Source organism: Pseudomonas sp. Root569, from assembly GCF_001427465.1.
Taxonomy (GTDB): domain Bacteria; phylum Pseudomonadota; class Gammaproteobacteria; order Pseudomonadales; family Pseudomonadaceae; genus Aquipseudomonas; species Aquipseudomonas synxantha.
This window is the reverse complement of the sequence record NZ_LMGQ01000011.1, coordinates 1-22473: the sequence shown is the minus strand read 5'-3', so window position 1 is coordinate 22473 and position 22473 is coordinate 1. Positions and strand designations below refer to the sequence as shown.

At 60.4% G+C, this 22473-nt stretch carries 15 protein-coding genes, 1 pseudogene and 2 riboswitches; of the genes and pseudogenes, 12 read left to right on the top strand and 4 right to left on the bottom strand.

Translation table 11 applies throughout. From position 1 onward, the window contains the following. Positions 1-73 precede the first annotated feature (73 nt). The 3 genes from ASD70_RS11025 (at position 74) to nfuA (ending at position 4120) form a co-directional block, all read left to right on the top strand. Positions 74-2365: a fatty acid cis/trans isomerase gene (locus tag ASD70_RS11025; protein ID WP_056846438.1), complete on the top strand. Its 2292-nt coding sequence runs from the start codon at positions 74-76 to the stop codon at positions 2363-2365. Positions 2366-2450: 85 nt separating this feature from the next. After that, positions 2451-3476 (top strand): acyltransferase family protein, encoded by a 1026-nt coding sequence (locus tag ASD70_RS11020; RefSeq protein WP_046072335.1) that lies wholly within the window; start codon positions 2451-2453, stop codon positions 3474-3476. 59 nt (positions 3477-3535) lie between these two features. After that, positions 3536-4120, top strand: a complete 585-nt coding sequence (gene nfuA, locus ASD70_RS11015) for a Fe-S biogenesis protein NfuA (RefSeq protein ID WP_056846437.1) — start codon at positions 3536-3538, stop codon at positions 4118-4120. Between the two features lie 544 nt (positions 4121-4664). Here nfuA and cobM read toward each other — a convergent pair. The 4 genes from cobM to ASD70_RS10995 form a co-directional block, all read right to left on the bottom strand. After that, positions 4665-5411: a precorrin-4 C(11)-methyltransferase gene (gene cobM / locus ASD70_RS11010; protein ID WP_056846436.1), complete on the bottom strand. Its 747-nt coding sequence runs from the start codon at positions 5409-5411 to the stop codon at positions 4665-4667. 70 nt (positions 5412-5481) lie between these two features. Further along, positions 5482-5874 (bottom strand): cobalamin biosynthesis protein, encoded by a 393-nt coding sequence (locus ASD70_RS11005; protein ID WP_056846435.1) that lies wholly within the window; start codon positions 5872-5874, stop codon positions 5482-5484. Continuing rightward, the gene (locus ASD70_RS11000; RefSeq protein ID WP_046072338.1) at positions 5871-6572 is read right to left on the bottom strand and encodes a CbtA family protein; all 702 of its coding nucleotides are present in this window, start codon (positions 6570-6572) and stop codon (positions 5871-5873) included. Before ASD70_RS11000 ends, ASD70_RS11005 begins: the two co-directional genes overlap by 4 nt. Before the next feature lie 11 nt (positions 6573-6583). Beyond that, entirely contained in the window at positions 6584-6772 is a 189-nt protein-coding gene (locus ASD70_RS10995) for a CbtB domain-containing protein (RefSeq protein ID WP_046072339.1), read from the bottom strand. A gap of 97 nt (positions 6773-6869) precedes the next feature. Further along, positions 6870-7083, bottom strand: a riboswitch (cobalamin riboswitch). A 411-nt stretch (positions 7084-7494) separates the two neighbouring features. On the opposite strand from ASD70_RS10995, the gene ASD70_RS10990 reads away from it, so the two are divergent. The 9 genes and pseudogenes from ASD70_RS10990 to ASD70_RS29375 form a co-directional block, all read left to right on the top strand. Then, entirely contained in the window at positions 7495-8883 is a 1389-nt protein-coding gene (locus ASD70_RS10990; protein ID WP_056846491.1) for a M10 family metallopeptidase C-terminal domain-containing protein, read from the top strand. A 123-nt stretch (positions 8884-9006) separates the two neighbouring features. After that, positions 9007-9206, top strand: a riboswitch (cobalamin riboswitch). Positions 9207-9299: 93 nt separating this feature from the next. After that, positions 9300-10361 carry a cobalamin biosynthesis protein CobW gene (gene cobW, locus ASD70_RS10985; RefSeq protein ID WP_046072340.1) on the top strand — a complete coding sequence of 354 codons (1062 nt, stop codon included), beginning with the start codon at positions 9300-9302 and terminating at the stop codon, positions 10359-10361. A 2-nt stretch (positions 10362-10363) separates the two neighbouring features. Then, entirely contained in the window at positions 10364-14128 is a 3765-nt protein-coding gene (gene cobN, locus ASD70_RS10980; RefSeq protein WP_056846434.1) for a cobaltochelatase subunit CobN, read from the top strand. Continuing rightward, complete coding sequence (locus tag ASD70_RS10975) at positions 14125-15123, top strand: ATP-binding protein (RefSeq protein WP_056846433.1); 999 nt, start codon at positions 14125-14127, stop codon at positions 15121-15123. The genes cobN and ASD70_RS10975 overlap by 4 nt, the downstream gene beginning before the upstream one ends. Positions 15124-15176: 53 nt before the next feature. Continuing rightward, on the top strand, positions 15177-15779 hold the full coding sequence (locus tag ASD70_RS10970) for a vWA domain-containing protein (protein ID WP_056846490.1): 603 nt from the start codon (positions 15177-15179) through the stop codon (positions 15777-15779). A 289-nt stretch (positions 15780-16068) separates the two neighbouring features. Next, complete coding sequence (locus ASD70_RS10965; protein WP_056846432.1) at positions 16069-18786, top strand: type VI secretion system Vgr family protein; 2718 nt, start codon at positions 16069-16071, stop codon at positions 18784-18786. Further along, a complete protein-coding gene (locus ASD70_RS10960; RefSeq protein ID WP_056846431.1) occupies positions 18783-20684 on the top strand; it encodes a phospholipase D-like domain-containing protein in 1902 nt (633 codons plus the stop codon). Before ASD70_RS10965 ends, ASD70_RS10960 begins: the two co-directional genes overlap by 4 nt. Continuing rightward, positions 20684-22165 (top strand): SEL1-like repeat protein, encoded by a 1482-nt coding sequence (locus tag ASD70_RS10955; protein ID WP_056846430.1) that lies wholly within the window; start codon positions 20684-20686, stop codon positions 22163-22165. Before ASD70_RS10960 ends, ASD70_RS10955 begins: the two co-directional genes overlap by 1 nt. A gap of 93 nt (positions 22166-22258) precedes the next feature. After that, positions 22259-22473, top strand: a pseudogene (locus ASD70_RS29375) (SEL1-like repeat protein); the annotation flags it as partial.

Genomic DNA, 22473 nt, shown 5'->3' with positions numbered 1-22473 from the left:
CATGTTGAGGGCGGCCGTGGCCCGGTAGAATTGCCGGCACTTTTAGCGCACGCATTGAATCGGGACCGGATACATGTCACTTCGCTTTTTCACCAGCGCCTTCCTGGCACTGGTCGCCTGTACCGCCCAGGCACAAGGTCCCGCTGCGGCGATCTCCTATACCCGCGACATCCAGCCGATTTTCACCGAGAAGTGCGTGGCCTGCCATGCCTGCTACGACTCCGCTTGCCAGCTTAACCTGGGCAGTGCCGAGGGCGCGGCCCGTGGTGCGAGCAAGGTGCCGGTATACGACGGCGAGCGGAGCCGGGCGGCACCGACCACCCGCTTGTTCTACGACGCTTTCGGCCAGCAGGCCTGGCAGCAGAAGGACTTCTATTCGGTACTCGATGCCCAGGGCAGCCAGGCCGCGCTGATGGCACGCATGTTGGAGCTGGGGCACAACGCGCCGTTGCAGCCTAATGCCAAGCTGCCGGAAGACATCGTCCTGGGCCTGAACCGCGAAAACATGTGCGCGACGCCTGGCGAGTTCAACACCTACGCCGGCGCCCATCCCAAGGAAGGCATGCCGCTGGCCGTCACTGGCTTGTCCGACCAGCAATACCAGACCCTGCAACGCTGGCTGGCCTCCGGTGCACCGATTGACGAACAAGGCCTGGCACCCAGCGCCAAAGAGGCCCTGCAGGTGCAGCAATGGGAAAACCTGTTCAACCAGCCCGGTGCCCGGCAAAGCCTGGTGGCGCGCTGGTTGTACGAGCATCTGTTCCTGGCCCATATCCACTTTGAGAACGGCGAGCCGGGGCATTTCTTCCAATGGGTACGTTCACGTACGCCAAGCGGCCAGCCCATCGACCTGATCGCCACGCGTCGTCCCAATGATGATCCTGGTACCAAAGTCTATTACCGCCTGTGGCCGGTGCAGGGCGTGATCGTGCATAAAACCCACATCACTTACCCGTTCAGCCCGGCGAAAATGGCGCGGATCAAGGCGCTGTTCTATTCCGGTGACTGGCAAGCGAGTGCTTTGCCGGGCTACGGCCCCGGGCGCCGCGCCAACCCGTTCGAAACCTTCGCAGCCATCCCGGCCAAGGCTCGCTACCAGTTCATGCTGGATAACGCCGAATACTTCGTGCGCACTTTTATCCGCGGGCCGGTGTGTCGTGGGCAGATCGCCACGGATGTGATCCGCGATAACTTCTGGGCTCTGTTCCAGGACCCGGACCACGACCTCTACATCACCGATGCGCGCTATCGTGGGCAGACCACGCCATTGCTGGCGATGCCGGGACAGAACGATGACGTGGGCAGCGTGCTGAGCCTGTGGCTGGCCTATCGCGACAAGCGCAACCAATACGAAGCCTTGCGCCGTGACAGCTATGCAGACGTGCCGCCACCGAGCTGGTCGAGCCTGTGGGCGGGCAGTGACAATGCCTTGCTGAGCATCTTCCGTCATTTCGACAGCGCCTCGGTCACCAAAGGCCTGATCGGCGAGGTGCCGCAAACAATGTGGCTGTTCGATTACCCGCTGCTGGAGCGTACCTATTACCAGTTGGCGGTGAACTTCGACGTGTTTGGCAACGTGTCGCACCAGGCCCAGACGCGCCTGTACTTCGACTTGATCCGTAACGGCGCCGAGCAGAACTTCCTGCGCCTGATGCCGGCTGACAGCCGCGAGGACTTCCTTGATGACTGGTACCAGAACAGCGGCAAGCTCAAGTTGTGGCTGGACTATGAAGCCATTGATGACGACAAGCCCACGGGCTTGCATCTGGACGAGAAGGACCCCAAGCGCGACTTTGCCAACCAGCTGTTGGCGCGTTATGGCGCTTTGAATGCAAGCCCGGATCCGATCAACCGCTGCACGGGGGCCTATTGCTCGCGCAGCGCTATCGACCCAGGCCTGCAGGATGCCGAACAGGCGCTCAGCCGCCTGACGTCGCGGCCTGCGGCGGGGCTCAAGGTGATCGACCAGTTGCCCGAGGCCACGATGCTGCGCATCGAGACCGTCAGCGGCCAGCGTGTGGTGTACAGCATGCTGCGCAACCGCGCCCACAGTAACGTCGCGTTCCTGCTCGGTGAGGCGTATCGCTACCAGCCGGGGTTGGACACGCTGACCATCTATCCCGGGGTGATGAGCAGTTATCCGAACTTCATGTTCAATATTCCGGCCCGGGAAGTGCCTGAATTTGTCGCACGCATGCAGCAGGCCCAGGATGCCAAGGGGTTTGAGCAGATTGTCGAGCGCTGGGGTGTGCGCCGCAGCCATCCGTTGTTCTGGCAGTATTTCCACGACTTGTCGCGGTACATTCATGAAACCACGCCGGTGGAAGAGGGCGTATTGGACATGAACCGCTATGAGAACCTATAACTACAGCTATTAATCCGGTCATTTCTCCACGCGGGGGCTGAAGCAGTCGGATATCTGTCGATAGGCTGGAAAAGGTACTCCGACGATGTTGATTTCAGTGCAAGCGCTACGGGCGCTGGCGGCGTGGGTGGTGTTCGGGCACCACTTTACGCAAGTGTTTTTCGAATTTGAGGTGCGTAACCCACTGGCTTATCTGTTTGCCGACAAAGGCGGCATCGGGGTGGACATATTCTTCGTCATCAGCGGCCTGGTGATTTTCCTCGCCACCGCAGATAAGGCGCTCACGCCGTGGCAATTCATGCTGATGCGTCTGGCGCGGATCGCTCCGGCGTATTGGTTCTATACGCTGCTCATGGCTGTGCTGGTTCTGACAGTGCCGTCGATGTTTCCCGATGCTGAGCTGGCGCTGGGCCATGTGCTGCTGTCGCTGCTGTTTATACCTGCTGAGAACCCAGGAGGGTATGGGGTCTATCCGCTGCTGGATGCTGGCTGGACCCTGAACTTCGAGATGCTCTTCTACGTTCTGTTTGCCCTGGCCTTGCTGGTTGGCCGTTCATATCGGTTGTGGGTGGTGGCAGGTTTGTTATACCTGGTGTGCTGTGCCCTCAGTCCCGCCCTGGACCTGGCCAGCGGTTTTTACCATAACGACATCGTGCTTGAGTTTCTGATGGGTATCGTGATCGGCATGTTGTACCAGCGTGGCTGGTGCCGGGCCCGGGCGTGGCTGCCATTATCCGGGATCGCGGTAGCCCTGGCGGCGATCTATCACGGGGCAGATGTACCCCGTGCGCTTGAGTGGGGTGTGCCCAGCGCAATATTGGTTATCAGCTGTGTAACTCTGGAGCCTTACTTCCAAGGTTCGCGCATTTTGAAAATGCTCGGCGATTGCTCTTATTCGGTGTACCTGATCCACGTGCTGGTGCTGGCCGCCGGGCGATGGGTTGCTGAGCGAAACGCAATAGATCCCTACACAATCCTGCCGGTTTGCATCGTAGTGACGGCGCTGGGCGCATACGTCAGCTACCAATGGCTGGAGAAGGCAACCTATCGCCCGCTCAAGCGTTGGCTGGGTGTCGAGGATCAGGCAATTATTTCCCGACAAAAATACTAGGACTTTGTACCTCTGTAATGATTTGGCGTAAACTGCCGGCAAGCCTGTGAGGAGTTTCCATGACTGCCATAACCATTACCGACGCCGCCCATGATTACCTGGCTGACCTGCTGTCCAAGCAGAACACCCCGGGTATTGGTATCCGCGTCTTTATCACCCAGCCCGGTACCCAGTACGCCGAGACGTGCATCGCCTACTGCAAGCCGGGTGAAGAGAAACCTGAAGACATCGCCCTGGGGCTGAAAAGCTTCACCGCTTACATCGATGCCTTCAGCGAAGCCTTCCTCGATGACGCCGTGGTCGACTACGCTACCGACCGCATGGGCGGCCAGTTGACCATCAAGGCGCCCAACGCCAAGGTGCCGAACGTCAATGCTGATAGCCCGGTCAACGAGCGCATCAACTACTACCTGCAAACCGAGATCAACCCAGGGCTGGCCAGCCATGGCGGCCAGGTGAGCCTGATCGACGTAGTGGATGACGGTATCGCCGTATTGAAATTCGGCGGCGGCTGCCAGGGCTGCGGCCAGGCAGACGTGACCCTGCGCGAAGGCATCGAGCGCACTTTGCTTGAGCGCATTCCGGAGCTCAAGGGCGTACGTGACGTGACTGACCACACGCAGAAAGAAAATGCCTACTACTGAGTAAGGTGTTCACTGCGAAGAAAAAACGGCGCCCCGTGAGCGCCGTTTTTTGTGCTTAAAATTCAGGGGCTTATGATATCTATCTAATAATAAAGATTAAGTGTGGGAGGGGCTTGCCCCCGATGGCGGCCTGACCACCGATCGGGATGTTGTAGGTTGATCGAGTACATATCCGTTATTTAGGTAACGGCCACTATTGGTTCCGCTCTTACAGCGGGTCACTTTTGAAAAGCGCAAAAGTAACCAAAACGCTATTGCCCCACCACTCGGCACCTCCCCCATCCATGGCGCGGGGCGGCTAAACCGGCATCCCTGCCGGTTTACCCCCCAAATCCCTGTCGAATTCCGGCCAGCGTGGTTTAACGGGGCGCCTAGGATCAACAGCAGATCAAGATCAAGAGCGGCTCGCTGCGCATCGTGGTTACCGGTGACTGCTATGAAGTGTGTAGATACCTATGGCCATCGGGGGCAAGCCCCCTCCCACATTTTATTGGTATTTATTCATTTAAATCAGTGCGTTGATTTAATTTTATAAAGTAAAAAATCAAGGTCGGTACAGGTGCGCATGTCCCGCCCGATACAGTGAAGACTCACTGAAAGTGTCATTGGCCAACACCCGGCCCACCACAATCAACGCCGTACGCCGGAACCCCTTGGCCGCGACCTTCTGGGCAATATCCGCCAAGGTGCCCACGGCCCAATCCTGATCCGGCCAGGTTGCACGGTGAACTACGGCAATCGGACAATCGGCGCCATAGTGAGGCAGCAGGTCGGCGACGATCTTCTCCAGGTGATTGACCCCCAGGTGAATCGCCATGGTCGTGCCGTGCCGGGCCAGGCTGTCGAAGCCCTCACCAGCGGGCATGCTGGTTTTATCCGCATAGCGAGTCAGGATCACGCTCTGGGCGATGTCCGGCAGGGTCAGCTCGGTTTCCAGTAGCGCCGCGCAAGCCGCTACCGCCGTGACCCCGGGAATGATCTGGAAGGGAATGCCCAGCTCACGCAAGTGACGGATCTGCTCGCCAATCGCCCCATACAGGCTTGGGTCGCCGGAGTGCACGCGTGCCACATCCTGGCCTTGTCCATGGGCGGTCGTGATCAAGTCGATGATCTGCTCCAGATGCAGTTCGGCGCTGTTGACCACCTGATGCGCCTGATGGCCTTCCAGCACCGCCGCAGGCACCAGCGAGCCCGCGTAGATGATCACCGGGCAACTGCGGATCAGCCGCTGGCCCTTGACGGTGATCAGTTCCGGGTCACCGGGGCCTGCGCCGATGAAGTAGACGGTCATGGGAAATTCCTGTTGAAAAACGGGTGAGCATGAAGATTATTCATGATCGATAACGGCAATTATCGGGATTTTAACTGGCGCAGGCTAATGCAAAGGTGGCCTGGTTGGTTTTCCGGCGGGTAATCAGCAGGCGGGATGGGCTGCCCGAGAGGTGTTCGGCCAGGGCCAGGGCGGCACTTTCGGCGACGCCATAACAACCTACATGGGCAAAAGCGACCGCTGACTTATGGCTCAAGCGATGTTCATAACCTGCCAGTTGTTCGGCGTTGAAACACTGTAGCGGTAGGCCCAGAAGATGGGCGAGGGCCACCAAACCGGGCTCATCCTGTTTGCGATCAAGGCTCGCCAGGGCGCTGATACGCTTGCGTTCAATGCCGCCCTCGGCGAGGGCGGCGTCAAACAGGTCCAGAAGGGCGTGAACATCACAACCGCGCTGGCACCCCAGGCCGACCACCAGGATCATGCCGAGTATCGATCGTCGCGGTGGCGGCGGAATAACCAGGCGCTGATCAGGCCAAGGGCCAGCCAGAACGCCACGTTGGTCAATTGCGAGGCAATCTGGAATTGTGCCTCGAGAGCCTCCGGGGCCAGCATCGAGTGCACCTGCGGCTGCGGTGCGCCGATCACGTGGGGCACGGCAAGGATCGCCACGCCCAGCACTTTCAACAGCCAGTTGCGGCCGAACACGATCAGCGCAATACCGGCGGCGGTGGAGGCGGCGGTGCCTATCCACCAGCTCTGGCGCAGCGTCAGGTCAGCCGCAGCCGTGCCCGGCAATTCCGGTGGCAGGCCCAGGGTGGGTGCCAGCACGAAGGTTGCGTAACCCGCCAGGCCCCAGAGCAAGCCCTGGGCGGTGCGGGTCGGTGCGCGCAGGGTGTACAGGCCGGCCAGCATCAGTGCAAAACCGACGGCAACCACCAGGTTGCCACCGGTGGTGGAGAGCACCCGCTGCCAGCCATCTTCCGGCTCCCAGGCCTCGGCGTCGTGGGTGTGCGCAGCGGCGCCGGCATGCTCATGGGTGACTTCGGTGGTTGCCGGCGGCTTTTCATAGGTCTCCGCCTGCAAAATCAACGGTGCAACCCACAAGCTTTGCAGCAGTGTCAACAGTAGGGCGGCCAACAAGCCGGTGAACCCTGCGGTCTGGGCAATACGCTTGATCATATCGGCAGGTCTCAGTGGCACGGGAACGCGGCGCTGTGGCGGGTATCGTGGGCCGCGTTGTGCACTGCCTCGATATGGGAGAAACCGGCGAAATATACAAGGCACGCGCCGAGGATCGACGCACCGATTGCGGCGGTCAGGCGTTGGCTCAAGGTGGCAGTGCTGCTGGCGGAGTGCGAGGTGCTGGTGGTGATCGACATGGCGCGTCCCTATCAGGTGTCAGAGTGAAACGAGCGCATGCAAACCACGCGAGCCAGGCACGCAGGGTTCTGAACAGCGCCCGCCCACCGCGGGTTTGTTATCTGAATTTTTCGGGCCGGTCTCCGGGCTTGCGAGGGGCGGCTCTTGGAAGAGTTCCACCTGATAAGCGTCTCCTTCCCATGCACAGCACAGTGGATTTGACGCTTCGCTCGCTTACCGTTGCGGGGGCAGCACCGGACTTGCCATAGGTCTATGGCGCACCGGTTTCCCGTTTCACCCTGTGAAGGGCACCCGAAACAAGGTGTGTAGGAGAGCATGCGGCGAGCGCTTACGTCAAATGGCGGAATACGCTGCCAAGGCAACGAGAGGGGTGGCCCTGTACGCGTCCACAATCTTTATTTACTTGTCGTTAGCGAATGCAGCGGAACATGAGCTTTTACATGTTTCAAAAGGAAGAAAGGTTATTCGTTCTGTTGCCGAAATATAAAAATATATTGTATGGGTGTAAGTGGGTTATTCGGGCTTTTACTTACTTTTCAATAGGTTGTTGAGACGGGATGTTCAGTGAACTAATGCTCCATTCGTAGGTTGGTTATTTAGAGTGATGCAGGCGTTGAATCGTTGGGCAAGCTGTCCGGGAACGCTTTTTGCGTTTCTCCCTACTGATGCTCGTGGTTGTGGTTTTGTCTCCCTTGAATAGTCAAAATTGATGGTGCCCATTGTGCAGATAACTAACAGCGTGCAACGCTCCTATAACCCGTCCGCAGAGGCTCAACAAAACAGCTCTTCCGATCCCACGTTGCGTACATTCGACCCGCATTTAAGGCCAATACCGGGTCTTGACAAGCCGATTTTTACCGCGGACCAGATCGCTCAGCACCTCACCCGAAGTGGCCAGAAATGGAATGACAGCAATGGTGATGGTGTCACGCAGGTTTCCTATACATTCGATACCCAGGGGGAAGGGGAGAGAGCGTTCAATGCCACCCAGAAAAACCAGGCCAGACTGTCCATGCAGTCCTGGGCCGATGTGGCGAACGTGTCTTTCCAGGAACGTACCGACCGTGGGGAAGGGCACCTGGCTTTTTCCAATAGTGAGGTGCCCCGGGTTGCATCCGCCCAATTGCCAGGCGAAGACGTTAAAGTCCTCATCAATCCCCGTTTTGGCACGAATGCTGCCCCTGCCATTAACAATCATGGCCGATATACGCTTACCCATGAAATAGGGCATGGACTGGGTCTTTTGCATCCTGCGGACTATGACAATAGCAACGATTCCGCCTATCCCAGTTACTTTCGCGACGCCGTTTATGCTCAGGATACTCGTGGCCATACTGTCATGAGCTACTTCGATGCCGACTTAAGTGGTCAGAACCATCAAGGAAAGTACTCTGCTGCACCCTTGATGGGTGATATTGCGGGTGTCCAGCGGGTATATGGTGCCAATTATAGGACACGTAATTCAGACACCACCTACGGTTTTAACTCCAATTCGGGTCGAGACTATTATCAACTCGATCATCCCAGGGATACGGCAATATTCTGTGTGTGGGACGGTGGAGGTAACGACACGTTGGATTTTTCCAAATATCGCCAAAACCAAACTATCAACCTCAACGCTGAATCCTATTCCGATGTTGGAGGCTTGCGGGGGAATGTTTCTATTGCCAAAGGCGTTACGGTTGAAAACGCAATCGGCGGCTCTGGTCATGATGCGATCATCGGCAACGATGCGGACAATGTGCTCAAGGGGGCAGCGGGCGCCGATTGGCTGAGGGGGGCAGGGGGGGCGGATACCTTTGCTTATGACCACGCCAGCGATTCCACGTTGGAAAATCCTGACCTGATCATGGACTTTGTGAGTGGCACCGACAGAATCGACATTTCGGCCTTGTTGAAAAACGCCGGTATTGGCGCGTTGACGTTTGTAAGGCGGTTATCGGGCGAACCGGGTCAAGCTGTTCTAAGTTACAACCGCCACGCCAACCTATCGAGGTTGGCTATCGATCTGACGGGCAACGGCCGTTTTGACTTTTTCCTCAAAAGCCACGGTCCGATAAATACACCCGACATCATCAGTAATGTTCCGGTTAAGTGGGCCTATTCCTAAAAAAGAAGCAGCATGCCAGCGGGTAGGGAGTAGCCGCTTCAACAGGCCGGCCGCTGCCTGAGTGGTTTCGGCGTTTCTCGAGGTCGGATGCGCGATCAACATTGACCCCTTCTCCCGCACTGCGTAGCCTTGCTCGCTCGAGGTTCTTCGGCCCAGGCCGAAGCTAAGAAGGGAACGCGGTCCAAGCCGCGGCTGCCCCCGCAACTGTGAAGGGTTCAGTTGACTGCCATGCCACTGCCGAGACGGCGGGAAGGCGCAGTCAGCGTTGGTCGCAAGACCTGTACGCCCCAAGCCAGGAGACCTGCCTCGTCACCGATTTTCCAATTCAACCGGGCGGGGTGATCCGGTGACGAAATCCGCTGCTGCGCGCCGCCGCAGGGCCTGTCGTCCCGTATGCCCGCCCCAAAGGGCATCCGATGAAAACACTGGCCAAACTCCCCGTCACCATCGTTACCGGCTTCCTTGGCTCGGGCAAGACCACCTTGTTGCGTCATATGCTCGACAACGCCCAGGGCCGTCGTATTGCGGTGATCGTCAACGAATTCGGCGAGCTGGGCATTGACGGTGAAATCCTCAAGCAGTGCTCTATCGGTTGTACCGAAGAAGAAGCCAATGGCCGCGTGTACGAACTGGCCAACGGTTGCCTGTGCTGCACCGTGCAGGAAGAGTTCTTCCCGGTGATGCGCGAACTGGTTGCCCGTCGCGGTGACCTTGACCATATCCTCATCGAAACCTCGGGCCTGGCCCTGCCAAAGCCGCTGGTGCAAGCCTTCCAGTGGCCGGAGATCCGCAGCGCCTGCACCGTTGACGCGGTGATCACCGTGGTCGACAGCCCGGCCGTGGCCGCCGGCACCTTCGCCGCGTTCCCGGATCAGGTCGACGCCCAGCGCAAACTCGACCCGAACCTGGACCACGAGTCGCCGTTGCATGAACTGTTCGCTGATCAACTGGCCAGCGCGGACCTGGTGATCCTCAACAAAGCCGACCTGATCAGCGCCGAAGACCTGGCCCGCGTGCGCCTGGAAGTCGCCGAGGAGCTGCCGCCAGCAGTGAAGGTCATCGAAGCCAGCAGCGGTCGCCTGCCGTTGGACGTGCTGATTGGCCTGGGCGCAGGCTCCGAGGAGCACATTGACGCTCGCCACAGCCATCACGATCATCATCATGAAGGTGAAGACGATCACGATCACGATGCCTTCGACTCCATCTCCATCGACCTGCCCCAAGCCGAAGAAGCGCTGCTGCTCGACGCCCTGGCTCAATTGGTGGTGCAGCACGGCATCCTGCGCGTCAAAGGTTTCGCCGCGATCCCGAACAAGCCGATGCGCCTGCTGATCCAGGGTGTGGGCACGCGCTTCGACAAACACTTCGACCGTGCCTGGGGGGCCGATGAAGCTCGTACCACGCGCCTGGTGCTGATCGGCCAGGAACTGGATGCCGCCGGCCTTGAAGCGCAATTGCGCGCTGCCCTCAGCGTTTAACCATGCACCTGCTCAGGACCCAACCCGGTGGTTTCGTCGCGGACGACAATATTGCCGACCTTGGCCAAACCCCTGCTGAACTGGTGATCCTGTGCAGCGGCGACTCCAGCCTGGCGCTGCTCGCCGAAGCGGCCCGGCAGTTGCCCGAGGATTACCCGAGCCTGCGCCTGGCCAACCCGATGCAGGTGCAGAACCACGCCTCGGTCGACCTGTACGTCGATGAGGTGTTGCGCCACGCCAAGGTCATCCTGATTTCCCTGCACGGCGGCATTGGTTATTGGCGCTACGGCATCGAGCGCCTGGTGGAGCTGGCCGAACGCGGCGTCACGCTGATTTTGGTGCCGGGGGATGACCGACCCGACCCGGAGCTCAGCGCCCTGAGCACTGTTGATGCCGAACAGCGCGAGCGCCTGTGGCATTTCCTGCGCCAGGGTGGCCTGGGTAATGCGCTGGATTTTTACCATTGCCTGGCCAGCGCCCATCTGGGCCGCGACTATCTCTGGGCCGAGCCGCAAACCTTGCCGCGTACGGCGATCTATCACCCCAATACAGCCAATGCCCGCCTCAATGACTGGCAGGTAGATTGGCGCCCCGACTTCCCTGTGGCTGCGGTGCTGTTCTACCGCTCCCACTTGCAGGCGGCCAATACCGGTTTCATCGATGTGTTTTGCCAGCGCTTGCAGGCGGCGGGCCTTAATCCGCTGCCTATCGCGGTGGCGAGCTTGAAAGAACCCGGTTGCCTTGCGGTGGTCGAGGACCTGCTGGACGACGTGCAAGCCGCCGTGATCCTCAACACCACCGGCTTTGCCCAGTCCAGCCCCGAAGCCCCGCACCTGCGCCCATTTCGCCGCGATATCCCGGTGATCCAGGCGATCTGCGCCCAGGACAACCAACCCGGCTGGCAGGCCAGTGAGCAAGGGCTCGGCCCTCGTGACCTGGCGATGCATATTGCCCTGCCGGAGCTGGATGGGCGCATCATCAGCCGGCCGATCAGCTTCAAGGACCTTGCCTGGCGCAGCGAACGCAGCCAGTCCGACGTGGTGTGCTACCGCGCAGCGCCCGAACGCATGGATTTTGTCGCTGAACTGGCGCGGCGCTGGGTTGACCTGGCCCGGGTGCCCAATGCCGACAAGCGCATTGCCCTGATCCTCGCCAACTACCCCACCCGTGACGGTCGTATTGGCAATGGTGTCGGCTTGGACACCCCGGCGGCCGCGCTGAATATCCTGCGCGCCTTGCAAGCTGAAGGCTACCCGGTGGCGGAAGTGCTTCCCGACAGTGGCACCGCACTGATCCATGCGCTGCTCGGGGGTGTCACCAATGACCTCGACAGCCTCGACCTGCGCCCGTGCCATCAAAGCCTGGGCCTGGAGGATTACCAGGCGATGTTCGAGCGCCTGCCGGACTCTAATCGCCAGGCCGTACTGGAACGTTGGGGCGCGCCACAAAACGACCCCATGTTTCGCGACGGCCGCATGATGATCGCCGGCTTGCGCCTGGGCCTGACCTTCGTCGGCATCCAGCCGGCCCGGGGTTACCAGGTGGACGCCAGCGCCGTGTACCACGACCCGGACCTGGTGCCGCCCCATGGCTACCTGGCGTTTTACTTCTGGTTGCGCCACACCTACGGTGCCCATGGCGTGATCCATGTGGGCAAGCACGGCAACCTGGAATGGCTGCCGGGCAAAGGCGTGGGCCTTTCGGAAAACTGCTGGCCGGATGCATTGCTCGGGCCACTACCGAACATCTACCCGTTTATCGTCAACGACCCGGGCGAGGGTGCCCAGGCCAAGCGGCGTACCCAGGCGGTGATCATCGACCACCTGATGCCACCGCTGACCCGCGCCGAAACCTACGGCCCGTTGCGTAACCTGGAGCTGTTGGCCGACGAGTACTACGAGGCGCAATTGCTCGACCCGCGCCGCGCCCTTGAGCTGCAAAAAGACATTCTCAAGCTGGTGCGCGAAACCCGCATCGACCAGGAGCTGGAGCTGGACAGCGAGGCTGACGCCGACATCTGGCTGCCGCGCCTGGACACCTACCTGTGTGACTTGAAGGAATCGCAGATCCGCGACGGTCTGCATGTTTTTGGCGAATCACCCGAGGGCCGCTTGCGCATCGACACCTTGCTGGCCTTGTTGCGAATTCCCCGTGGCGACGGCCGTGGCCCGCAATCGAGCCTGCTGCGGGTACTGGCCAAGGCATTCGACCTGGGCTTTGATCCGCTCGATTGCGCCTTGGCCGAGCCCTGGACGGGACGGCGTCCGCCCGTGTTGCAGAAGATCGACGGGCAGTTATGGCGCACCGCCGGCGATACCCGCGAACGCCTGGAGTTTTACGCAGCACGCCTGATCGAGCAGGCGCTGGAAGGTCCCCTCGAGCAGTTGGAAGAGCCCGGCTGGCAGGACGTGAAGTCGGTGATAGAAAGCCTGCGTATCGTGGTAGCGCCACGCCTGGACGCCTGTGGCCCAGCGGAGATGCGCGGCTTGCTGGATGCCCTGGGCGGGCGGTTTGTACCGGCAGGGCCCAGCGGTGCGCCCAGTCGCGGTCGCCTGGATGTACTGCCGACGGGGCGTAACTTCTTCACTGTGGATGTACGCAACCTGCCGACCACCACGGCCTGGCGCATCGGTTTCCAGTCGGCCAATCTGATTCTTGAGCGACATCTACAAGATCACGGCGACCACCTGCGCCAGCTTGGCTTGTCGGTGTGGGGCACGGCCACCATGCGCACGGGTGGCGACGATATCGCCCAGGCCATGGCGCTGATGGGCGTGCGCCCGGTATGGGCCACCGGCAGCCAGCGGGTGGATGATTTTGAAATACTGCCGATCAGCCTGCTGGACCGCCCGCGTGTCGACGTGACCCTGCGTGTGTCCGGGTTCTTCCGCGATGCCTTCGCCAACCTGATCCGTCTGTTCGATGCGGCGGTGCAGGCGGTAGCGGCCCTCGACGAACCGGATGACATGAACCCGCTGGCCGCCAAGGTGCGCAGCGAGCGCCAGGCGCTGCTGGCGTCGGGCCTGGACTTAGAGGCTGCGGCGAAGCAGGCCGGCTGGCGCATCTTCGGCGCCAAGCCCGGTGCCTATGGCGCAGGTGTGCAGGGCGCCATTGACGGGCGCCTGTGGCAGAGCCGTGAAGACTTGGCTGAGATCTACCTGAACTGGGGCGGTTATGCCTACGGTGGGTCCGACGAGGGCACCGCCGCCCGCGGACAATTTGCCCAGCGCTTGAGCCAGGTGCAGGCGGTATTGCAGAACCAGGACAATCGCGAGCATGACCTGCTCGACTCCAATGACTACTACCAATTCCAGGGCGGCATGCTTGCCGCCGTGGAAACCCTGAGCGGTGACAAGGCCGCCAGCTATCATGGTGACCATAGCCAGCCGGACCTGCCCAGAATCCGTACCTTGAAGGAAGAGCTGAACCGGGTTGTCCGCGCCCGCGCCGCCAACCCCAAGTGGATCGAAGGCGTCAAGCGCCATGGCTATAAGGGCGCGTTCGAAATGGCCGCGACCGTGGACAACCTGTTCGCTTTCGACGCCACCACCGCGCTGATCGACGATCATCAATACGCGCTGCTGGCCGATGCCTACCTGCTCGACCCTGACACCCGCGCCTTTGTGCAGCAACACAACCCCGACGCTTTGCGGGACATGACAGAGCGCATGCTCGAAGCCCAGCAGCGTGGCATGTGGCAGGAGCCGGGGGCGTATCGCGAGGCGCTGGAAAACCTATTGCTGGATATAGAAGAAGACAGCCGATGACTGAGACTCCCCATTTCCCGCTGTCCGCCGTGGTTGGCGCCGACGAGCTGAAACTGGCGCTGTGCCTGACTGCCATCGACCCGAGGATAGGCGGCGTGCTGATCGAAGGGCCGCGGGGCATGGCCAAGTCGACCCTGGCCCGTGGCCTGGCCGACCTGCTGGCCAGCGGGCAGTTCGTCACCTTGCCTTTGGGCGCGACCGAGGAGCGGCTGGTCGGCACCCTGGACCTGGATGCAGCCCTGGGCGAAGGCCGAGCGCAGTTTTCCCCCGGCGTGTTGGCCAAGGCTGATGGCGGTGTGCTGTATGTGGATGAGGTCAACCTGTTGGCAGACCACTTGGTGGACCTGCTGCTGGACGTGGCCGCCAGCGGCACCAACCTGATCGAACGTGACGGCATTTCCCATCGCCATTCGGCGCGCTTTGTGCTGATCGGCACCATGAACCCGGAGGAGGGTGAGTTGCGCCCGCAACTGCTCGACCGCTTCGGCTTTAATGTGGCGCTGAGCGGGCAGACCTTGCCTGCCGAGCGCGGGCAGATCATCCGTCGTCGCCTGGATTTCGACACCGATCCAGCCGCGTTCTGCGCGCAGTGGGCTGAACCCCAGGCCGCCTTGCGCGAGCGCTGCACCCAGGCGCGGGCACGGCTCGACAGCATCCCGCTGGATGACCTGGCATTGGCCCGGATCACCGAACGCTGTTTTGCTGAAGGCGTCGATGGCTTGCGCGCCGATCTGGTCTGGTTGCGCGGCGCCCGTGCCCATGCGGCGTGGCGTGGCGCGTCAGCCATCGCCGAGGAAGATATCGAAGCAGTGGCCGAGTTTGCCTTGCGCCATCGCCGTCAGCCGCAAACGCCACCGGCCGCGCCGCCGAATGAGGGGCAGTCGTCGAAGCCGTCTGAGACCTCCCCTGGCCAGGGTCAATGGGGCGATATGCCCGCACCGGCCTTGCCCACCGGCGCACGCCGCGATGTGCCGGCCTGGCCAAAAAAGCCCTAGGCATTCGCCCCCGACCTGACGCGGGGGCGGATGCCCGGCCCCAGGCGGGCAGACTGGACAATGGCAGGCAGGGCAAGGCGCGCAGCGCACAGCAGGGCACGATCAATTGGCCGGGCACTTTGCTCGACGGCCGGCCGCAATCCCGGGACGATTTGCTGTTTCACCTGCGTAGTCGTTCAGCGCCTGAATTGTGGTTGGTGATCGTCGATGCCTCGGCGTCGACTCGGCGCCATCGCGCGTTGACCGATGCCAAGGGGTTGTTGGCCCAGCTGTTTGACGATGCTTACCGGCAACGGGCGCGCATGGCATTGCTGACGGCGAGCGGCGCATCGCCGAAGTGGCAGGTGCAAGGCCTGAAGGCTGCCAAAGGCCTGGCGGGCTGGCTGGATCAGCTCGGTGCCGGCGGCGGCACGCCATTGCTGGCGGCACTGGCCGAGGCCGGGGAGTGGCTCGCGGCGCGGCGCAAGCGCTATCCGGTGGAGCAACAGAAGTTGCTGGTGGTGACCGATGGGCGGCTCAAGGCGATTGACGCGTTACCGCGATTGGAGTGCCCGGGAGTGCTGGTCGATATTGAGCGCGGGCCGATCAGGTTGGGGCGGGCTCAAGAGCTGGCGATGGGGTTGCAGTTGGAGTATAGGCATATCGATGATGTGTAGTGCCTGGACCATCGCCATCGGGAGCAAGCCCCCTCCCACAGGGGAATGCGGTGTGCTCAAAATGTGGGAGGGGGCTTGCCCCCGATGAGGCCTTCAAATACCCCACAGCTTCATCAGCCCGCCCCCGGCACATTCGGCCAAAGACCGACGACTACCTTGGTTTGTCGGCCTATCGGACTTGTGGATGCGAATACAGAAGCATCTTTCTTGTAAAGTCGAATCTTCCGACATTAACTACCGATAACAAATCTTTACTCTCTGGACTCTTTCGCGTTCAGGAATAAAAGGGATGGCTTCCAGCGTTTTACCGAGCGTTTTTTTCGACCACAGCCGGTTTAAGCTGAGTGTGCGCAATGTCGAGGCCCTGCTCGAGGTGTTGGCCTTTGAGGGCCAAGAACACCTAAGCCAACTTTTCACCTATCGCGTGGAATTCACCAGCACCGAGCGTGATCTGGCAGCGGAAAGCTTGCTCGGCCAGGACGCCAGTTTCAGCCTGCACGCCGCGCCGCAACAACTGCCGGTCGCCGGACTCAGCGCACCGGAGGTCAAACCGCTGCGCACCCTGCGTGGCGTGGTCACCGGCTTCAAGCGCCAGTCCGGCTCCAACGACCAGGCCACCTATGAGATCACCTTGCAGCCGCGCCTGGCCCTGCTCGGTCGCGGCCGGCAGTTCCGTATCTACCAGCATCAATCAGTGCCGGAAATCGTCGAAAGCATCCTGCGCGGCCGCCACGGCCTGGAAGGCCAGGATTTTCTGTTCAGCTTGAAACGTGACTACCCCAAGCGTGAACAGGTCATGCAATACGGCGAGAGCGACCTGGACTTTATCGCCCGGCTGCTCGCCGAGGTCGGCATCTGGTACCGCTTCACCAGTGACGAGCGCCTGGGCATCGATGTGGTCGAGTTTTGCGACGATCAACGCCTCTACCAATTCGACATCGAACTGCCCCTTCGCCCGCAATCCGGGCTTGGCAGCAGCGGCCAGGATGCGGTGTGGCAACTGCAATCGAGCCACGCCGTGGTCGAGCAACAGGTGCATTTTCGTGCCTACCACCACCGCGATGCCAGCGCCCACCTGAGCGGTGAGATCGACCAGAGCCGGGGTGCGCCAACCACCTACGGTGAGGCCTATCACTACGCCGAACCTTACACGGCCCTCGGCGACCGGGTGGACCAAGACGAGGATCTGCAAAGCGAAAGCGGCTATTTCTACGCCCGTCTGCGCCACGAGTGTTATCTGAATGGGCAGACCCAACTTAGCGGCGTGAGCAGCAGCGCCACCCTGGCGCCGGGCCAGGTACTCAAGGTCTCCGGCGGTGCCCCGCAGGCCTTTACGCCGGGCGCGGTGATCACCGGCCTGACCACCAAAGCTGCCCGCGACCAAAGCTTTGAAGCCACCCTCCAGGCCATGCCCTATTCAGAAACCGTGTGCTTTCGCCCCGAACTGAAGGACAAACCACAAATCGCCGGCACCGTCCCGGCCCGTGTCACCAGCCCCCAAGACCACGACCCCTACGGCCACATCGACCTCGAGGGCCGTTACAAGGTTAACTTCCTATTCGACCGCGACACTTGGAAGCTCGGCGAAGAAAGCCTCTGGCTACGCCTGGCCCGGCCCTACGCTGGCGACACCCACGGTCTGCACCTGCCGCTACTGGCCGGCACCGAAGTCGCCATCGCTTTTGAGCAAGGCGACCCCGACCGCCCCTACATCGCCCACGCCCTGCACGACAGCCAACACGTCGACCACGTGACGTTGCGCAACTACAAACGCAACGTACTGCGCACCCCGGCGAACAACAAACTGCGTATGGACGACACGCGGGGGCAGGAGCACGTCAAGCTCAGTACCGAGCACAGTGGCAAGAGCCAGTTGAATCTAGGGCATCTGGTGGATGCCGAGCGCAAGCCACGAGGCCAGGGCGCAGAGTTGCGTACCGATGGGCATGGCGCCATTCGGGCGGGCAGCGGTCTTTTTATCAGTGCTGACGTGCAGTCGCGGGCCAACGGCCAGATGTTGGAAATGAGCGCTGCATTGGGGCGCTTGCAACAGGCTGCAGACCAGTTGGAGGGGGTGTCGGTTGATGCCCAAGCCGCCAAAGCCGATCCGGCAGATGTGCAAGCGCAGATAAACCTGCTCAAACAAGACATTGAGCAACTTGCCTCGTCCGTGCTGCTGCTCAGCGCCCCTCAAGGCATCGCCTTGACCAGCGGCAAGCACTTGCAACTGGCAGCGCAGAACAACCTGATGCTCAACGCCGGTGGCGAGGCGGATATCAGTGTGATCAAGCGCCTGTTTATCGGCGTGGGGCAGGGGGTGAGCCTATTCGTGCGCAAGCTGGGTATCAAGCTGATCGCCAATCAGGGGCCTGTGAGCGTGCAGGCACAGAACGACACGTTGGAACTGATGGCCCGTAACGGGCTGAGCATCACCAGTACTGAGGATGAAATCCGCATCGTCGCGAAAAAGAAAATCACCCTGAACGCGGGCGGCAGCTACATCACCCTGGATCAGAGCTGCATCGAGTCCGGGACCCTGGGGGATTACAACGTGAAGTCGGCGCACTTCGCCTACCTGGGGCCAGCAAGCATGAACGCCTCACAGCCGGAGTACCCCCAAAGCCTGTCCAGACAGCCCTTGCGGTTTAGCGTGTCGCCAACCGCCAATGCCACCCAGCAAGGCTGGGCAGGCATGCCCTACACGCTCTATGCCGACGATGCGGTCATCAAGCAGGGCGTGCTGGATAAAACCGGACATATAACCATCGATCATCAGGTCGTCACCCGAAAGTACCGCATGGTCATGGCCAACGGGGCAAGCTACCAGATACCGGTGCCCAGTGAATATCGCAATGCCGAGCAAGCAGTCCTCGCCAACGCCGGTTTGCACAACCATCGCTCACAGACAGATAGCGAGGTGAGCCAGCCCATATCGCACACCGATCACCGTGCGGTTTACGCCGAGGTGGTGAGCGCAGCCAGTGACCAGAAAGGCGAAATCGCATGACTCAGACCGACATTGTCGTACCCGTAGCCCTGCAGCAAACCCAGCAAGCCACGTGCACCCCACGATGGTACGTACAGGACACCGAATACCCGCCCGCCAAGGCCACCTATCTGCCGCTGATCAACGGCGAAGAAACCTTCAGGGCCGTGCATCAGGCAATCGCCCAGGCCAGCCGGACTGTCGACATTATCTGCTGGGGCTTCCAGCCGTCGATGCATTTTATTCGTGACGGTGCAAGCCCGAGTATCGGCGAGCTGTTGATGGACAAAGCGAAACAAGGTGTCGAGGTTCGGGTGCTGGGTTGGGAGATGCCGTTTAACAGCGCCGGCAAAGCGGGTGAGGCCAACCTTCCTGGAAAAGGTCCTTTGCGTATCGAGGACCGAGCACTGCAAAGCGCCACGCAGGATCAATATGCGTTCGACCGCTATTGGTTTGCCAACTGTGCAGTCGCCGACTTCATGGCGGAAGGGCTGCGGGCCGCGCGTAATATTCCAGTGTTCGTCAGCCGTGGTTTCAGCGTTTACGAACGGACCGAAATCGCCTATCAGGCCAGGTACAAAAGCCTCGACCGCCAGCTCAGCAACGCCACAGTCGCTACGTTGAGCGCGACCGCCACCCATCATCAAAAAACCGTGCTGGTTGACTATGGAGATACGAACAAAGCCGTCGGCTTCGTCATGGGCCACAACATGCTCGACGAATATTGGGACACCGATGCCCACTCCGCGCTGAACCGCTCTGAAGGCCACAAGCCTGAACCCAATGGCGGCGCCCGTGGCGATACGCCCCGCCAGGATATTTCCAGCCAGGTCAGCGGGCCGATTCTGGAGCACCTGCACCATAACTTCGCCACTGCCTGGCGCAAGGAGACCGGTGAGGACTTGCTTGCCTCACGCCAGGCCAAGCAGGTTGGGCCACAGTTGCAGTGCGCCCCAGGCATCACTCGTCAGTTGGCCCAACTCCTGCGTACCCAGGCACAAGAGGGCAAGCGTGATATCGAAAAGCTCTACCTGAACGCAGTCAACAACGCCACCCAGTTCATCTACATCGAGAACCAGTACTTTCGCTGGCCGCCGTTGGCCGAAGCCATCATCAAGGCCGCTGCCGATCAAAGCCGCGCAGGGCGCGATCCGGGGTTACACGGCAGCCTGCACCTATTCGTGGTCACCAATGCCACCAACGATGGCATGGGTGCGGGCACGGTGAACACTCAGCGCATGCTTGAGAACCTGGGGCGTGGCGACGCCATTCCTGAGATCACCAAACTAAAGCGTATTGAACAGGCCAACGCCAAAGCGCAAGCAGAGGCACCGGCGCTGGCTGACCTGCTGGAGCAACAGGCCTTGCTGACGCTGACCCGGCTGACCGACTCGCTGGGCGGCGGCAACCTGAGCGACAAAGCCCGGCAGGCGCGGATTGAAACGCACTGGGGCGATGAGTATCGGCGGGCTGTGCTCAGCGACCAGATCAAGGCGATCGAGAACAGCGTGCTCTCCCCGCAGCCGCGTCCGGGCCTGAAAGTCCATGTGTGCTCGCTGGTCGCGCCCGACTCTCCGGCCGGCAAGCCGTGGATGCCGGTGTACATCCATTCCAAGTTGATGATCGTCGACGATGTGTTCACTACCCACGGCTCGGCCAACATCAATACCCGCAGTATGCAGGTGGATAGCGAACTGAATATTGCCCATGAGTGGATGAGTGTGACGCAGGCGTTGCGGCGGCGGTTGTGGGATCTGCATACGAGTGGGAAGGGGGGGCAGGATGATCCGGCAGTGGCGTTTGATGTTTGGCAGGAAATCATTAGTAGAAACAAGGAACGCCAATCAAAGAAATTGACGCCTGACACTTCGCTGATCGAGTTTTATTACGATGAAAAAACCGTGAAAGATCTCGACTGATGCGCCGGGTTCTCTTGCTGACAAGCATGCTGCTGGTCGCCTGTGATAACGGCGCCGCCCTCACTCACCCTAATCAGGAGATTCCCTTGAATCCGATGGCCGAGATCAAAGCCAAGCTGGCCTTTACCTGTGTACACGAACAGATTCCGGAGCCCTCCGCCGATTCAGATGTGCTGTTTCAATATGCTCGCTGTTTCACCGAGATCAAAGCCAAGCTGGCCTTTACCTGTGTACACGAACAGATTCCGGAGCCCTCCGCCGATTCAGATGTGCTGTTTCAATATGCTCGCTGGTTGCAGAAGAGCAACCTGCTCAAGCAGGACAAGACGGTCGATCTAGAGATTGAGCGGCTGTACCGGATAGCTGCCGAGAACGGTCACTACAAAGCCAATATCAACCTGCAAAATGGCGCTATGCGCGGCCATTTCAATCTTCGTGGCGAGGAATATCTGCGTCTGAGCCAGGAACTGATCGATGCGGGGATTGCATCGGGGTATTACTTTATCGGCATATTGCTGAAAAGCGGCTCAGCCGGACTGAAGCAGGACAAAGACATGTCCAGGACACTGATCGATGCGGGGATTGCATCGGGGTATTACTTTATCGGCATATTGCTGAAAAGCGGCTCAGCCGGACTGAAGCAGGACAAAGACATGTCGTTGCGCTACTTCCGTAAGGCTGCCGATCAAGGCAGTGCCCAAGCCCAGTACGCAGTGGGAGAGAAGCTGGCACCCATTGACATTGCACCGGATATTGCCCGGCAGATGCGGCGCTGTGCGGCCGAGCAAGGCCATGGCGAGGCCGCGAGGTCCCTGGGAATGGATCTATCGATAGACGGGCTTTATCCAGAAGCGCTCGAAGCATTGCAATTGGCTGTGGCCGCAGGTGACAGCACCTCGGCTTCCACTTTGATCGGAGGTTTCAGCGGTCCGCGACCGGGTGACCGGTCGGACTATTTAGGCTTGAATGAGGATCTCGAACGCGCCGAACGCTATGAAAAAATCTGGCGAATTCTCGCAAACTACTCCTACGCCGACCCAAAGGTCCCCGAGATCAACGAAATCCTCCCCTTGCCGCCGGCCAAACTCCCTGCCTGGGACGGCAAGTTGCAATGGCTGGAAGCCCGTCTGGCCAATGTCCCGCCGCCAAAACCCAGCGAAGGGCTGATTGATCAACTAGCTAAAACCAAATTTCTCGAACCCGCCACCGGCAAACCCACGCCCGAATCACCGGCGTTCATCAAGGTCAGTTACCCGGCGCCAACCTGCACCAGTGGCCAGCCGTGCCCGCAGACAGGCTACTGGGAAGCGGTGGGCTTCAGCCTGAACGTACGCTCGGGGTACAAAGACGGTGCTATCCGCCGCTTCGAGCAGGACGAGATAATGCCCACGCTTAGCGTGCAAAGGCGCGTACGCCGCTTTTTGCTGCCAGACACTATCACCGTCAACGAGGAGCGCATTGAGTGGCGACTGTTGGGGTAGGGCGCGAGAAGCATCAATAACCGAAAAATTGACGCCTGACACTTCGCTTGTCGAGTTTATTACGACGAAAAGACCCTAAAGGATCATCGACTGATGCGCCGGACTTTCTTGCTGACAAGCTTGGTATTGGCCGCCTCTGATAGCGGCACAGCCCCTGCTCACTCTGACCAGGGCGTTCCCTTGAATCCGATGACCGAGATCAAAGCCAAGCTGGCCTTTACCTGTGTACACGAACAGATTCCGGAGCCCTCCGCCGATTCAGATGTGCTGTTTCAATATGCTCGCTGGTTGAATATGCTCGCTGGTTG

Excerpts from the sequence above, each read along its gene's own strand:
- ASD70_RS11025 (WP_056846438.1), top strand. The coding sequence starts at position 74 with ATGTCACTTCGCTTTTTCACCAGCGCCTTCCTGGCACTGGTCGCCTGT.
- ASD70_RS10995 (WP_046072339.1), bottom strand. The coding sequence starts at position 6,772 with ATGTCGATCACCACCAGCACCTCGCACTCCGCCAGCAGCACTGCCACC.
- ASD70_RS10975 (WP_056846433.1), top strand. The coding sequence starts at position 14,125 with ATGACTGAGACTCCCCATTTCCCGCTGTCCGCCGTGGTTGGCGCCGAC.
- ASD70_RS10960 (WP_056846431.1), top strand. The coding sequence starts at position 18,783 with ATGACTCAGACCGACATTGTCGTACCCGTAGCCCTGCAGCAAACCCAG.
- nfuA (WP_056846437.1), top strand. The coding sequence starts at position 3,536 with ATGACTGCCATAACCATTACCGACGCCGCCCATGATTACCTGGCTGAC.
- ASD70_RS11005 (WP_056846435.1), bottom strand. The coding sequence starts at position 5,874 with ATGATCCTGGTGGTCGGCCTGGGGTGCCAGCGCGGTTGTGATGTTCAC.
- ASD70_RS11000 (WP_046072338.1), bottom strand. The coding sequence starts at position 6,572 with ATGATCAAGCGTATTGCCCAGACCGCAGGGTTCACCGGCTTGTTGGCC.
- ASD70_RS11020 (WP_046072335.1), top strand. The coding sequence starts at position 2,451 with ATGTTGATTTCAGTGCAAGCGCTACGGGCGCTGGCGGCGTGGGTGGTG.
- cobW (WP_046072340.1), top strand. The coding sequence starts at position 9,300 with ATGAAAACACTGGCCAAACTCCCCGTCACCATCGTTACCGGCTTCCTT.
- cobN (WP_056846434.1), top strand. The coding sequence starts at position 10,364 with ATGCACCTGCTCAGGACCCAACCCGGTGGTTTCGTCGCGGACGACAAT.
- cobM (WP_056846436.1), bottom strand. The coding sequence starts at position 5,411 with ATGACCGTCTACTTCATCGGCGCAGGCCCCGGTGACCCGGAACTGATC.
- ASD70_RS10965 (WP_056846432.1), top strand. The coding sequence starts at position 16,069 with ATGGCTTCCAGCGTTTTACCGAGCGTTTTTTTCGACCACAGCCGGTTT.
- ASD70_RS10955 (WP_056846430.1), top strand. The coding sequence starts at position 20,684 with ATGCGCCGGGTTCTCTTGCTGACAAGCATGCTGCTGGTCGCCTGTGAT.